Below are 13,291 nucleotides of genomic sequence, written 5' to 3'. Positions count from 1 at the left end.
AACGGCTCCGCCGCGCGAAGCCGCCATCGGGATCCTTTCAACGCCCCCTCATCGCCGCGGCTCGCGGATTAACGCTGGGCGACCACCTTGCTGATCTCGTCGAACACCGAGCCGTCGCCGAAGAAGCGCTTCTGGATCGTCTCCCAGTCGCCGAACTTGTCTTCGGCCCGGAACAGCTGCAGCTCTTCGAACTTCGGCACCTCGCCCGCCGCCACCGTCTCGGGGCGCGAGGGACGATACCAGTTCTTGGCGATCACGGTCTGCGCCTCGGGCGAGTACAGGAAGTCGAGGTACGCCTCGGCCGCCTTGCGCGTGCCGCGCTTCTCGACGTTGCCCTCCACCAGCGCCACCGGCGGCTCGGCGGAGATCGAGAACGGCGGCACCACGATGTCGAACTTGTCGGGACCGAATTCGTTCAGGATGAGGTGCGCCTCGTTCTCCCACGCCGGCAGCACGTCGCCGAGCTCACGCTGCGCGAAGCTGATGGTCGAACCGCGCGCGCCCGGGTCGAGAACCGGAACGTTCTTGTAGAACTGCGTTACGAACTCCTGCGCCTTGGCGTCGTCGCCGCCCTGATCGAGCGCGAAGCCCCAGGCGGTGAGGAAGTTCCAGCGCCCGCCAGCCGACGTCTTGGGGTTGGGCGTGATGATCTTCACGTCCTCGCGCACCAGATCGTCCCAGTTCTTGATGTTCTTCGGGTTGTCCTTGCGCACCACGAACACGACCGTCGATGTGTAGGGCAGGCCGCCGTTGGGCAGCTTGTCGCGCCAGTCCTTGGGGATGAGGTCCGTCTCGCGCGCGATCAGGTCGATGTCGGAGGCGATGCCGAGCGTCACCACGTCCGCCTCGAGCCCTTCGATGACCTTGCTCGCCTGGCCGCCCGAACCGCCGTGCGAGGTGCGCACGACGACGTCCTCGCCCGTCTCCTTCTTCCAGTGCGCCTGGAACAGCTCGTTGAGCTCCCGGTAAAGCTCGCGCGTCGGATCATACGACACGTTCAGCAACGTCGTCTGCGCGGCGGCGGGAGCCGAACCAGCAACCCCCGAGAGCGCGACCGTCAACGCCGACGCAACGCCGAGAACCGCACGCCGCGACAGCAAACCCGCGCCCGGCCGAGACAAAAACCTCAAAAGCATAGCCCTCTCCATCAGCCACAAAAAACATCAACGTGATCCGATGGCCATTCTTAACCTGCCATAATCATAATTCAATACCTTTTTTGTAAATTATATTAATTCACTGGGTTTATGTGTGAAAACGCTCGCCCGCACGATCGAACGCCTCTACATTGCAATAGCTCAAACTATTGTTGCAGAAGCGAAATCGGGAGAGGTCCTTTTTAATATTATAAATTCTATGTATTTTATATTTTATTGACAAGCCGCCTTTTTTGGGCGATACGTGACCTGTTCGCCGGTCGATCGAAAGAGAGCTGGCGAACCGCGGTGATTTGAACGTGCAGCTTGCGCCGCGTGATCAAACGCTAAAGCGCCACGAGTGAGTTCGTGGGCTCAATGCGCGCAGGGGATTATCTGAACGGTCCGATACTGGATTCGAAGGAACCCTTGCTCCATATGCAGGAGAGAACCATGGCACTTTCTTGGAAACATCAAGGCGCCGCTCAAATAATTGGCGCTGCAACAAAAAAGACCAGTGGGGATGAAAACGCTGCCAAAAAAGGGGAAATCGTCGATCAATCCGTCTCTCGTCATGCAACCTACATGAACGTATGGCTTGCGTCAGCAGCGTGTTGCACCTGTTCGCGTTAGTCACAGAGCGTTTTCGCAGGGAGCCTCAGTACGCCGGCCGCGGCCGGCCGTTGGCCCCGGATTTGCATGGTGGAACCGGTTCATACCGGTGGGAGCTGAAATGTTTGACAATTACTTGATAGAAGTCTCCGGCAAGCCGGCCGGGATTATCGCCCGCGACACGAACGGCTATCGCTTTCACGCTTCGGAGAGCGCCTTCAACGACCTTGACGGGCAGATCTTTGCCGATCCGCAAACGGCGGAACGCGCTGCCCGCAAACTTCTCGCCAAACGTCGCCCAGGCGGCAACACACGCGACGGACAGCGCACCGCCGACGAAAGCGGGTTCATACCCGCCTGACGGGGTTACCGATCGGATGGATATCCGGTCGGCCGGCCAACAGAAGCCGAACGGACAACAGGGCGGTTCAATGCTTCATGGAGGCACTGAGCCGCCCTCTTCGTTGGGCTGTCCTGCCAGGCCGCGGGTAGTGCAGCGGCGTCTCGCCCATGGGGGGCTGCTCCCGCCGCGCAGGCGAATTGGACACACCTGCGGTTTTTCGCATCAAGCCTTCACGGCGAATGGTTTAATCCGGCGAGCAATTGCTCTAGAAGGTCGCATCCGGTTCGCCGCGCGCGGCACCGTTACCTGCTGTCGACGTGGTGTGAACCTTGGCGTTGCGTGTCAATGCGGCAATTGCCGCCGCTCGAAAATTCGGATCATTCATTGCCGGCATGGCGATGGTGGGGGCCGTTCGCAGCGCTTTCGGCCTGCTGCGCCTGCTGGGGCCGGACCGTGCCAGCGACTGGGGCGGCGCGCTCGCCCGCACGATCGGCCCGCTGCTTTCCGTCCACAAGGTCGCGCTCGCCAACATCCGCGCCGCCTTTCCCGAGGCCGACGAGGGCCGGGTGCGGCAGATCGCGCTGGGCGCATGGGAAAATCTGGGGCGCACCGGCGCCGAATACGCCCATCTCGACACGCTGTTCGACTACGACTATTTCGATCCCCGGCCCGATGGGCGGGTCGAAGTCGTCGGCATCGAGCATTTCATCGCCCTGCGCGACGACGGACGACCGGGAATCGTGTTCTCCGCCCACCTCGGCAATTGGGAACTGCCGGCCATCTGCGCCAGCCGCTACGGCCTCGATACGACGGCGATCTACCGCGAGCCCAACGATCCGGCGGTGGCGCGGGCCGTGCACGAGACGCGCTCGCGCACCATGGGCAATCTGCAGGCGGCGCGCCAGGGCGCCGCCTTCGCCATGGCGGGCGTGCTGGAGAAGGGCGGGCATCTCGGCATGCTGATCGACCAGCATTTCACCCGCGGCGTGACGGTGCCGTTCTTCGGCCGCCCGGCGCTGACGAATCCGATTCTGGGCAAATTCGCCAACCGATTCGACTGCCCGGTCCACGGCGTGCGCGTGATCCGCCTGCCGGGAAACCGGTTCCGCATCGAGCTCACGCCCCCGCTCGACCTGCCCCGCGACGCAGCGGGCCACGTCGACCCCGCCGGCGCCATGGTGGCGATGACCGCGGTAGTCGAGGGCTGGGTGCGCGAGCACCCCGAGCAATGGCTGTGGATGCACAGGCGCTGGCGCGTGCCGCCAGCCGCACCCTCCTCCCCCTCTCCCTGAGGCCCCGAACGGGGGAATGCTCAGCTCAATGCCGAGGGTCGCGCGTCATCAAGCTGTCGAAACGAGGTGGCGCTCGATGAAAAGTCATCTCGCTCTAACGTGACTTCCATTCCCGTGCCGATTACTGTTCACTGGCGTCCAGCACACGCTTGAGGGCGTCAACCAATGGAAGGCAGGGGCGGCGCAAGCCGCTCCCGGGGATATATCGTCTCTGACAGACATGGCAACAGTGCGCACTCCCTTCAATGCGATCGCGACCGCAGATGCTCCGGACGACACCGGAGTGGCGCCGCGCCGCGCCGGCAGGGCCATTTCAGGCGGAACGCACAGTTCTTTCAGGCGAATCGGATTGCGGTCCGCCGGCGGCGTGCTGGCGCTGCTTATGGCGGGAACGGTGCTGCCGGCCGCAGCGCAGCCGGCGGGGGAAGGCGCGCCCAAACGCGCCGTCGTCGAACTGTTCACCAGCCAGGGCTGCGCCTCCTGCCCGCCGGCGGACCGCCTGATATGCGACTATGCGCGCGACAGCAGCATGGTCGTGCTCACCCTGCCCGTTACCTGCTGGGATTATATCGGCTGGCGAGACACGCTGGCACGCGAGAAATTCACCAAACGCCAGCGCATCTATGCCAAGCTGCGCGGCGCCCGGCGCATCTATACACCACAGGTGGTGATCAACGGCGTCGTGCACATGATCGGCTCCGACGAAGCCGCGCTGCGGAAGGCGCTGGCACCCGGGTCCGCATCGGCGGCGGAGCTGCCGGTGAAGGTCAGCATCGCGCGCCACGGCGACGTCTTCCGCATCGTCATCGCCGCCGGCCCCGCGGGTGAACGCGCGACGATCCTTCTTGCGCCCTTCTATCGGGAGCAGACGGTCGCCGTCGAAGGCGGCGAAAACCAGGGCAGCCGGCTCACCTACGCGAACGTCGTCAGCGATCTCGTACCGCTCGCGCCGCTGCTGCCCGCCGCACAGTCCGCCGAGCCGCTCGTCATCGACCTCGCGCGACGCGACGCCCTGCCGGACAACACCGACGGCTTCGCGATCCTCGTGCAGAGCGGCGATCCGCACAGCCCCGGACGCATGCTCGGCGCGGCCTCCTTCGTGATGAAGACCACATACTGAAAGCGGCGGAGCCGGGGCCCGCCGCTCAAATCGACAATCGAATTGGACACAAACCGCTATGCGCGCTCCAGCGCCTCGGGCGAGGCGGGGACGATCTCGACCGATTCGCCGCAGCCGCAGGCCGATGTCTGGTTCGGGTTGTTGAACACGAAGCCCGACGAGATCTTGCCGACCGCGTAGTCCATCTCCGTGCCGAGCAGGAACAGCACGGCCTTCGGGTCGACGACGAGCCGCACGCCCTTGTCCTCGACCACGTCCTCGCCGGGCGCGACGCTCTCGGCGTATTCCATGGTGTATTCCATGCCCGCGCAGCCGCCCTTCTTCACGCCGAGGCGAACGGCGGCGACGGGCCTGTCGGAATTGTCGAGAATTTCGCGCAACCGCTCCGCCGCCGCCTCAGTCAGGGTGAGAACCTGAAACCGCGGGCGCTTGCGGGGCGCTGCCGATGCGGGCGTGTTGTGCGACGATGTCATTCTGACCGGTCCTTCAGCCGTGCCGCCGGAATCCGCCGGCGGCCTCCGTCATAAAGATAGGTGCTCCCTCGCCCGCCGTCGAGGGACTCACCACATGTCGAGCGCGACCCGCGCCTCGTCCGACATGCGGCTCTGATCCCATGGCGGGTCGAACACCATGTTGACCGTCACCCCCTGCACGCCGTGGATGGAGCCGACCGCGGCCTCCACCCAGCCCGGCATCTCGCCCGCCACCGGGCAGCCGGGGGCGGTGAGCGTCATGTCGATCTCGATATGGCGGTCATCGCTGATGTCGACGCGGTAGATGAGGCCGAGCTCGTAGATATCGACCGGAATCTCCGGATCGAACACCGTCTTCAGCGCGGCGATGATGTCTTCCGTCAGCCGCTCGATCTCGCCTTCCGGCAGCGCGGAACCGACCGGCGTCACGGCAGCGGCCTTGCTCTCTTGCTCGCTCACAAACTCTCTCCCACGGGCCTGGCAATCAACCAGTCAGGCAACTGGCGGTTCAGGCGAAAAGCTGTTCAGCCTTCCTCAGCGCCTCGACCAGAATATCTACCTCTTCCTTCGTATTATACAATGCGAACGAGGCGCGGCATGTCGCCGTCGTGCCGAAACGGGCCAGCAGCGGCTGGGCGCAATGGGTGCCGGCGCGCACGGCGACGCCGGCGCGGTCGATCACGGTCGCGACATCGTGAGGATGCGCGCCGCGCATCTCGAACGACAGGATCGCCCCCCGCTCCCGGGCACGCCCGAGAATGCGGATCGAGTTGAGGCTGCCGATCTGCTGCTGGGCGTAATTGCGCAACTGCTCCTCGTGGTTGAGGACCGCCGTGCGGCCGAGCCGGTCGACGTAGCGGATCGCGGCCGCGAGGCCGATCGCTTCCACGATCGGCGGCGTGCCGGCCTCGAACCTGTGCGGCGGCGTGTTGTAGGTCACGTTGTCGAGCGTGACGCTCTCGATCATCTCGCCGCCGCCGTTGAAGGGCGGCAGTTCCTCCAGCCAGCGCGACTTGCCGTAGAGCACGCCGATACCCGTCGGCCCATAGACCTTGTGGCCGGTGAAGACATAGAAGTCCGCGTCGAGATCGCGCACGTCGACGGGCAGGTGCACCGCCCCCTGGCTGCCGTCCACCAGCACGGGGATGCCGTGGGCATGCGCGATGCGCACGATATCCTTGATCGGCAGGATGGTGCCGAGCACGTTCGACATGTGCGATACGGCGACGATCCGGGTGCGCGGGGTCAGCAGCGCCTCGAACTCGTCGATGAGGAAGTTGCCGTCGTCGTCGACCGGCGCCCATTTCAGCACCGCGCCCCGGCGCTCGCGGTGGAAATGCCACGGCACGATGTTGGAGTGATGCTCCACGATCGAGAGGACGATTTCGTCTCCCGCGCCGATATGCGCCCGGCCGAAGCTGTCGGCCACGAGGTTGATGGCCTCGGTGGCGGAGCGGGTGAACACGATCTCGTCCGTGCTCTCGGCGTTGAGGAAGCCGCGCACCGTCTCGCGCGCGTCCTCGAACGCCTCGGTCACGGCATTGGCGAGATAATGCAGCCCCCGGTGCACGTTGGCGTATTCGCGCTCGTACACGCGGCTCATGGCGTCGATCACGGCACGGGGCTTCTGGGCAGAGGCGGCGCTGTCGAGATACACGAGCGGCTTGCCGTAGACCTCCCGCGACAGAATCGGGAAATCCCGACGCACCGCATCCACATCGTAGCTGCCACTCGTCACAACGCCGGTCATAGATACCTCGCTTTAGATCATATTATCGTTTCACGGAAACGCTGATATAATCCAACTCTTTGATTTTGAGCGAATTCCGATCGATCGGATGCTCCCATCCGATCGGAAAGCGCTCTGGCGCCGCCCGCCCGTTGTGCAGCGCGTTAGCCGTCCATAAACCCACACTTACGAACGCTTTTCCAGCCTCTTTACCGCAATGGCGTTCATCGCCTCGCGCATGGTCTCACCCGAAATGAGTTCCTCGAATGCCTCGCCGATAAAGGCTTGCAGCAGCAGCGCCTCCGCTTCGGCCTGCGGCAGCCCGCGCGCCTTGAGGTAGAACAGCAGTTCCTCGTCGAGCTCGCCGCAGGTCGCGCCGTGCGCGCATTGCACATCGTCGGCCCAGATCTCGAGCTCCGGCTTGTTGTTCATCGTCGCGCCCGGCGACAGCAACAGCGCCGCCGACATCATGCGCCCGTCCGTCTTCTGGGCGTCCTGGCGGACGATGATCTTGCCCTGGAAAACGCCGGTCGCGTCGCCGTCGACAATGGTCTTGAACAGTTCGCGGCTCTCGCCGCCCGGCACCGCGTGGTCGACCACGAGCGTGGTGTCGGCATGCTCCTCGCCGGCGATCACCGTCACACCGCCGAGCGTCGCCCGCGCGTCCTCGCCCTCATAGGCGACGAAGAGCTGATGCCGCGAGGCCGAGCCGCCCGCCACGAGATTGATCGAGCGGAAATCGGCCTTCGCCCCCAGCGCCGCCGTCACCGTGGACAGGGCAAGCGTGCCCGCGGCCTCGGCGTTGACGCGGACGTGCTCGACCCGCGCGCCGTCGCCGATCATGAACGCGACCAGGCTGTTGGGTTGCGCCGCGATGGTGCCTTCGTGCGATTCTGCGATGGTCAGCGATGCCCCCTTCTCCACCAGCACCAGCACGCGCACCGAGGTCGCGAACGGTGCGTCGCCGTGGTTGATGAAGCGCAGATGCAGCGGCACGGCGATGTCCTGCCCGGCCCCGACATGCACGATGATGCCGTCGCCGAGGAAGGCCGTGTTGAGTTCGACGAGCGTATTGCCTCTCGCCACCTCGACCTGATCAAGGTCAGCGAGCGCCGGGTGCCCCTCCGCCAGCGCCCGCGCCAGCGGCGTGACCGTCACCCCTGCCAGCGCCTCGCCCCCGTCCACCAGATGGCCATTGACGAAATCGATCCGCACCGCCGGCACGTCGGCCAGCACGCGCGCGCCGGCGCGGGCGGCGTCGATCAGGCTGGCATCGGGGCGCGGCGCGGGCGGGGCGGCCTCGCGCAGCAGCGCGCGCAGGTCCGTGTACTTCCACTCCTCCACCCGCCGGTTCGGCAGGCCGTCGCGCTCGATGCGGGCGATGGCCTCGGCGCGGCGCACGCTGCCGCCGTCGCCATCCGGCAGTCCGGGCCTCAGGTCCCTGAAGTACTCAACCAGCCGGGCCTCGGCGGGAAACAACTGGGCGGCCGGATGGGTGGGCACAAAATTCGTCGTCATGTCCGCCTCACGCCGCCTCGGTTCCGTATTCAGCGTAGCCGCCCGCCTCGAGCTCCAGCGCGAGCTCCTTGTCGCCCGAGCGCACGATGCGGCCCCTCGACATGACATGCACGGTATCGGGCACGATGTGGTTGAGCAGCCGCTGGTAGTGCGTGATCACCAGGAACGAGCGCTTGCCGTCGCGCAACGCGTTGACACCCTCGGCGACGATCCGCAGCGCGTCGATGTCGAGGCCGGAATCGGTCTCGTCCAGGATGCAGAACCGGGGCTCGAGCAGCGCCATCTGCAGGATCTCCATGCGCTTCTTTTCACCGCCGGAAAAGCCGACATTGAGCGCCCGTTTCAGCATTTCCTGATTGATGTGAAGGCTTTCCGCTGCCTTCTTCACCCGGCGCATGAAATCGGGCGTGGTCAGTTCCGCCTCGCCGCGCGCCTTCAGCTGGGCGTTGAGGATCGCCTTCAGGAACGACATCGTGGCGACGCCCGGGATCTCCAGCGGGTACTGGAAGGCCAGAAACACGCCCCTGGCCGCGCGCTCGTGCGGCTCAAGCTCGAGGATGTTCTCGCCATCGAGCAGGATCTCGCCGTCGAGGACCTCATATTCCTCCTTGCCGGCGATGACATAGCTCAGCGTCGACTTGCCCGACCCGTTCGGACCCATGATGGCGGCGACCTCGCCGTCGTGCACCGTGAGATCAAGGCCGTTGAGGATCCGGTTGCCCTCGATTTCAACCACGAGATTTTTGATGTCGATCATTCTTGTTTCCTTCAAGTCCCGTCATGCTGACGCCTGCGGAACTCCGTGCCGCGATCGCGAGACCGGCGGCGGCTCATTAGTTTGCGAACCCGGCTGTCAGCCGACCGAGCCCTCCAGGCTGATCGAGATCAGCTTCTGCGCCTCGACCGCGAATTCCATGGGCAATTGCTGCAGCACGTCCTTGACGAAGCCGTTGACGATCAGCGCGATCGCCTCTTCCTCGTCGAGGCCGCGCTGGAGGCAATAGAACAGCTGGTCGTCAGAGATCTTCGACGTCGTCGCCTCGTGCTCGAAGACGGCGCTGGCATTCTTCGACTCGATATAGGGCACCGTGTGCGCGCCGCAGCGGTCGCCGATCAGCAGCGAGTCGCAGTTGGTGAAGTTGCGCGCGCCGCTCGCCCGCCGGTGCGCCGAAACGAGCCCGCGATAGGTGTTCTCGGAACGCCCCGCCGCGATCCCCTTGGAGATGATGCGGCTCGTCGTGTTGCGCCCGAGATGGATCATCTTGGTGCCGGAATCGACCTGCTGGAAGCCGTTCGAGATGGCGATGGAGTAGAACTCGCCGCGCGAATTGTCGCCGCGCAGGATGCAGGACGGGTACTTCCACGTGATCGCCGAGCCGGTCTCGACCTGCGTCCACGAGATCTTGGCGTTCCGGCCCCGGCAATCGCCGCGCTTGGTGACGAAGTTATAGACGCCGCCCTTGCCCTCGGAATCGCCCGGATACCAGTTCTGCACCGTGGAGTATTTGATCTCCGCGTCGTCGAGCGCGATCAGTTCCACCACCGCGGCGTGGAGCTGGTTCTCGTCGCGGGCGGGCGCGGTGCAGCCCTCCAGATAGCTGACGTAGGCCCCCTTGTCGGCGATGATGAGCGTGCGCTCGAACTGGCCGGTGTTGCGCTCGTTGATGCGGAAGTAGGTCGACAGCTCCATCGGGCAGCGCACGCCCTCCGGCACGTAGACGAACGATCCGTCCGTGAACACGGCCGAATTCAGCGTGGCGAAGAAATTGTCGGACACCGGCACGACAGTGCCGAGATACCTCTTCACAAGTTCGGGATATTCGCGGATCGCCTCCGAAATGGGGCAGAAGATCACGCCCGCCTTGCGCAGCTCCTCCTTGAAGGTAGTCACTACGGAGACGGAGTCGAACACCGCATCGACCGCGACGCGCCGCGAGGGCTCGACGCCGGCCAGAATCTCCTGCTCGCGCAGCGGAATGCCGAGCTTTTCGTACGTGCGCAGAATCTCGGGGTCGACCTCGTCCAGCGACTTCGGCGCGGGATTTTTCTTCGGCGCCGCGTAGTAGTGCAGATCCTGGTAGTCGATGACCGGATAGTTCACCCGCGCCCAGGTGGGCTCACGCATGGTCACCCAGCGCCGCAGGGCCTCGAGGCGCCATTCGGTCATCCACTCCGGCTCGCCCTTCTTGGCCGAGATCAGGCGGACGATGTCCTCGTTCAGTCCCTTGGGGGCCTTGTCGACCTCAAGCTCCGTCTCGAAGCCGTACTTGTATTGATCCACGTCGAGCGTGCGGACACGCTCGATTGTTTCCTGCACCGCAGGCATAGCACAACCTCCTGTTGCGGTTTCAAGGACCGCTGGTTGGTATGGCGTCCGCCATTTCAGGCCGCACTGCGACCGCTATGGCGAGATATAAGCATACCGACGACCTTTTCCAAAGCCGTTCTAAAAAAATCAAGATCCGCCTCGCGGGAAGCCCAGCCGAGGCTCACCCGCAACGCGCCTTCCGCGGTCCCCGGCGGCACGCCCATCGCGTCGAGGACGTGGGAGCGCTTCACCTTGCCCGACGAGCAGGCGGAGCCGGACGACACCGCGAAACCCGCAAGATCGAGCGCCATCAGCAGCGTTTCCGCCTTGAGGCCCGGCACGGCGAAAGCGCTCGTGTTGCCGAGACGCTGCGCACTGCTGCCGAATATCTCCACCTGCGGCAAAGCCACTTTCAAACGATTCTCGAATGCATCGCGTAAAGCCTTCAGGCGGGCTGGATACGCGTTGATCCGCGACAATGCAAGCGCCCCCGCTACGCCGAAGCCGACGATGCCGGCGACATTTTCGGTACCGGCCCGCCGTCCCCGCTCCTGCCCGCCGCCGCGCACCAGCGAATTGCCCAGATCGACGGCGTTCGAGCCCAGCACCAGCGCGCCCACCCCCTGCGGCCCGCCGAGCTTGTGCGCCGACAGGGTCAGCATGTCGGCGCCGAGCGCCCCGATGTCGAGCGCCATGCGGCCCGCCGCCTGCACGGCGTCGGCATGCATCACACCGCCCGCCGCATGCACGAGCGCGGCGATCTCGGCGACGGGCTGGAGCACTCCCGTCTCGCTGTTGGCGACCTGCACGCTGACCAGCGCGCCCGCCTCCGGCTCCTCGCGCGCGAGAACGGCGAGCCGCTCCTCGAGCCAGTCAAGCCGCAGCACGCCGTCGCCGCCGACCGGAACAGGCTCCACGCGGTCCGGCGCGAAGCGCCCGCCGGCAAGGACGCTCGGATGTTCCGTTGCGCCGACCAGGAGGCGCGTCACGCCACGCGCCCCGCCGGGCGCGCAGCCGTTGACGCCGCACGCGCCGGCAACCCGCACATGGGGCGTCAGGGCCATCGTGTTGGCCTCGGAGCCGGAGCCGGTAAAGATAACGTTATCGGCCTTCGCGCCGACAAGCCTCGCCACCGTGATGCGCGCATCCTCGACGCGGCCGCGCGCGGCGCGTCCCTCGGCATGCACCGACGAGGGATTGCCCGTGAGCGCCAGTGCGCCCGTCATTGCCTCCAGCACCTCTGGCAACAGGGGCGCGGTGGCGTTGTAATCCAGATATATGCGCTCGCGCGTCATCTCACCCGCTCGCTTCCGCTTCCGTTTGGTGCCCGCCGATCCTGCCTCCGCATCCATCATGGCCATTTATGGCGGGCCGATGGCCGATGATGGCGCAATATGCTTGCTTTTTCCCCCCCGTGCCATGCTACAGAAGCTACATGATGCCTTGCATTGTCTTATGCCAGAATGCCGCTGCCGGAACAATTCTCGCCCCTGGGCTATCCCTGCGGCGCGAGGTCCGGAACGGCACGCGCGTGGCGGCGGGGGGTGAAGTCGCGCGCGGGGTGCTGTGGAGGCCGGATCAGGCGGCCCGTCGGCCGGCATTCTGATCGCCCCGGTTCTCATGATTTCCCGCAACTTGCGTCCTGACAGCGTAGCCAGACTGACGCAGACTGCACGAATGGTGTTCGATGCCCGAGATTATCTTTTCCGGCCCCTCCGGCCGCATTGAAGGACGCTATCACCCCGCCAGGGACAAGGGCGCGCCCATCGCGCTCATCCTGCATCCGCATCCGCAGTTCGGCGGGACGATGAACAACCAGATCGTGTACAACCTCTACTACACGTTCGTGAATCGCGGCTTTTCGGCGCTGCGCTTCAATTTTCGCGGCGTCGGGCGCTCACAGGGCACGTTCGACCATGGCGCGGGCGAGCTGTCGGACGCGGCCGCCGCGCTCGACTGGGTGCAGTCCGTCAACCCGGAGGCGCGCAACTGCTGGATCGCCGGTGTGTCGTTCGGCGCGTGGATCGGCATGCAGCTTTTGATGCGTCGCCCCGAGATCGAAGGCTTCCTGTCGATTGCGGCGATGGCGAACCGCTATGATTTCTCGTTCCTCGCGCCCTGCCCGTCGTCCGGCCTCTTCATCCACGGCGAGCAGGACCGCGTCGCGCCGCTGCGGGAGGTCATCGGCGTCATCGAGAAGGTCAAGACCCAGAAGGGCATCCAGATCGAGCACGCGGTCATCCCCGGCGCGAACCACTTCTTCGACGGCCACATCGAGCCGCTGATCGCGAGCGTCAACGAATATCTCGACCGGCGCCTCGGCCCGGCGCCGGCCAGGGAAGAGATCTGAGAGAATCGGAACCAGGATTTGCCGGCGACGCCCCGCACGCTGCCTGATTGTCCTGAGGAAAACGGTTCGCTTCAACGGCATATGCCCGGTGGCCGGTTTCCACCGGGCCGCTTCCGCTGTAATCTGCCGCGGCAGACACAGGCAGGCGCAGGGTTCGATCGTTTCCATCTCCGAAACGCGCGGCCGCGCCTTTGCCGCGTCGGGCGAGGAAGTGTTGGACAGGGCCGCTTGCCGAAACTGGTAGACGGAAGGCACTTAAAATGCCTCGGGCTTCGCCCGTGTGGGTTCGAGTCCCACAGCGGCCACCATAACTCCAACGGCCACAGCGCTGCCCGTCAGGGATAACGTGCAAAAGGCGGTGCGGCACTCTGAAAATGTAGCTAAAGGCTCGCGCAGCGGCGACAGGGGTT

The 13,291-nt window shown here is 65.2% G+C and carries 13 protein-coding genes and 1 tRNA gene; 6 read left to right on the top strand and 8 right to left on the bottom strand.

Features of this window, described 5'->3' with window-relative positions; all coding sequences use genetic code 11:
- Positions 1–68: 68 nt before the first annotated feature.
- Entirely contained in the window at positions 69–1,136 is a 1,068-nt protein-coding gene (locus ACUSIJ_RS22485; protein WP_449310658.1) for a sulfate ABC transporter substrate-binding protein, read from the bottom strand.
- 453 nt (positions 1,137–1,589) lie between these two features.
- Here ACUSIJ_RS22485 and ACUSIJ_RS22480 point away from each other — a divergent pair, with 453 nt between their 5' ends.
- From ACUSIJ_RS22480 to ACUSIJ_RS22465, 4 genes are all read left to right on the top strand, one after another.
- Positions 1,590–1,769 (top strand): hypothetical protein, encoded by a 180-nt coding sequence (locus tag ACUSIJ_RS22480; protein WP_449310657.1) that lies wholly within the window; start codon positions 1,590–1,592, stop codon positions 1,767–1,769.
- Positions 1,770–1,857: 88 nt separating this feature from the next.
- Positions 1,858–2,109, top strand: a complete 252-nt coding sequence (locus ACUSIJ_RS22475) for a hypothetical protein (RefSeq protein WP_449310656.1) — start codon at positions 1,858–1,860, stop codon at positions 2,107–2,109.
- A 335-nt stretch (positions 2,110–2,444) separates the two neighbouring features.
- Positions 2,445–3,383 carry a lipid A biosynthesis lauroyl acyltransferase gene (locus ACUSIJ_RS22470; protein WP_449310691.1) on the top strand — a complete coding sequence of 313 codons (939 nt, stop codon included), beginning with the start codon at positions 2,445–2,447 and terminating at the stop codon, positions 3,381–3,383.
- Between the two features lie 349 nt (positions 3,384–3,732).
- Positions 3,733–4,503 (top strand): DUF1223 domain-containing protein, encoded by a 771-nt coding sequence (locus ACUSIJ_RS22465; RefSeq protein ID WP_449310655.1) that lies wholly within the window; start codon positions 3,733–3,735, stop codon positions 4,501–4,503.
- A 56-nt stretch (positions 4,504–4,559) separates the two neighbouring features.
- On the opposite strand, the gene ACUSIJ_RS22460 is transcribed toward ACUSIJ_RS22465, so the two are convergent.
- The 7 genes from ACUSIJ_RS22460 to ACUSIJ_RS22430 form a co-directional block, all read right to left on the bottom strand.
- Positions 4,560–4,976 (bottom strand): HesB/IscA family protein, encoded by a 417-nt coding sequence (locus ACUSIJ_RS22460; RefSeq protein ID WP_449310654.1) that lies wholly within the window; start codon positions 4,974–4,976, stop codon positions 4,560–4,562.
- Between the two features lie 87 nt (positions 4,977–5,063).
- Complete coding sequence (locus tag ACUSIJ_RS22455) at positions 5,064–5,405, bottom strand: SUF system Fe-S cluster assembly protein (RefSeq protein WP_449310690.1); 342 nt, start codon at positions 5,403–5,405, stop codon at positions 5,064–5,066.
- Between the two features lie 79 nt (positions 5,406–5,484).
- Positions 5,485–6,726: a cysteine desulfurase gene (locus ACUSIJ_RS22450; RefSeq protein WP_449310653.1), complete on the bottom strand. Its 1,242-nt coding sequence runs from the start codon at positions 6,724–6,726 to the stop codon at positions 5,485–5,487.
- A 165-nt stretch (positions 6,727–6,891) separates the two neighbouring features.
- The gene (gene sufD, locus ACUSIJ_RS22445; RefSeq protein WP_449310652.1) at positions 6,892–8,223 is read right to left on the bottom strand and encodes a Fe-S cluster assembly protein SufD; all 1,332 of its coding nucleotides are present in this window, start codon (positions 8,221–8,223) and stop codon (positions 6,892–6,894) included.
- Between the two features lie 7 nt (positions 8,224–8,230).
- Positions 8,231–8,980, bottom strand: a complete 750-nt coding sequence (gene sufC, locus ACUSIJ_RS22440) for a Fe-S cluster assembly ATPase SufC (protein WP_449310651.1) — start codon at positions 8,978–8,980, stop codon at positions 8,231–8,233.
- Between the two features lie 96 nt (positions 8,981–9,076).
- Positions 9,077–10,549 (bottom strand): Fe-S cluster assembly protein SufB, encoded by a 1,473-nt coding sequence (gene sufB, locus ACUSIJ_RS22435; protein ID WP_449310650.1) that lies wholly within the window; start codon positions 10,547–10,549, stop codon positions 9,077–9,079.
- Positions 10,550–10,605: 56 nt separating this feature from the next.
- On the bottom strand, positions 10,606–11,826 hold the full coding sequence (locus tag ACUSIJ_RS22430; protein WP_449310649.1) for a cysteine desulfurase family protein: 1,221 nt from the start codon (positions 11,824–11,826) through the stop codon (positions 10,606–10,608).
- Between the two features lie 392 nt (positions 11,827–12,218).
- Between ACUSIJ_RS22430 and ACUSIJ_RS22425 the strand changes: the two genes are divergently transcribed.
- Positions 12,219–12,881, top strand: a complete 663-nt coding sequence (locus ACUSIJ_RS22425) for an alpha/beta hydrolase (RefSeq protein ID WP_449310648.1) — start codon at positions 12,219–12,221, stop codon at positions 12,879–12,881.
- 222 nt (positions 12,882–13,103) lie between these two features.
- Positions 13,104–13,189 (top strand) — tRNA-Leu (locus ACUSIJ_RS22420).
- The last annotated feature ends 102 nt before the right edge of the window (positions 13,190–13,291 follow it).

The sequence above is a fragment of the Pseudochelatococcus sp. B33 genome (assembly GCF_053570585.1).
The sequence above is the reverse complement of the archived record's forward strand: the minus strand, read 5'-3'. Positions and strand labels throughout refer to the sequence as shown.

Excerpts from the sequence above, each read along its gene's own strand:
- ACUSIJ_RS22485 (WP_449310658.1), bottom strand. The coding sequence starts at position 1,136 with ATGCTTTTGAGGTTTTTGTCTCGGCCGGGCGCGGGTTTGCTGTCGCGG.
- ACUSIJ_RS22480 (WP_449310657.1), top strand. The coding sequence starts at position 1,590 with ATGGCACTTTCTTGGAAACATCAAGGCGCCGCTCAAATAATTGGCGCT.
- ACUSIJ_RS22460 (WP_449310654.1), bottom strand. The coding sequence starts at position 4,976 with ATGACATCGTCGCACAACACGCCCGCATCGGCAGCGCCCCGCAAGCGC.
- ACUSIJ_RS22450 (WP_449310653.1), bottom strand. The coding sequence starts at position 6,726 with ATGACCGGCGTTGTGACGAGTGGCAGCTACGATGTGGATGCGGTGCGT.
- sufD (WP_449310652.1), bottom strand. The coding sequence starts at position 8,223 with ATGACGACGAATTTTGTGCCCACCCATCCGGCCGCCCAGTTGTTTCCC.
- sufC (WP_449310651.1), bottom strand. The coding sequence starts at position 8,980 with ATGATCGACATCAAAAATCTCGTGGTTGAAATCGAGGGCAACCGGATC.
- sufB (WP_449310650.1), bottom strand. The coding sequence starts at position 10,549 with ATGCCTGCGGTGCAGGAAACAATCGAGCGTGTCCGCACGCTCGACGTG.
- ACUSIJ_RS22430 (WP_449310649.1), bottom strand. The coding sequence starts at position 11,826 with ATGACGCGCGAGCGCATATATCTGGATTACAACGCCACCGCGCCCCTG.
- ACUSIJ_RS22425 (WP_449310648.1), top strand. The coding sequence starts at position 12,219 with ATGCCCGAGATTATCTTTTCCGGCCCCTCCGGCCGCATTGAAGGACGC.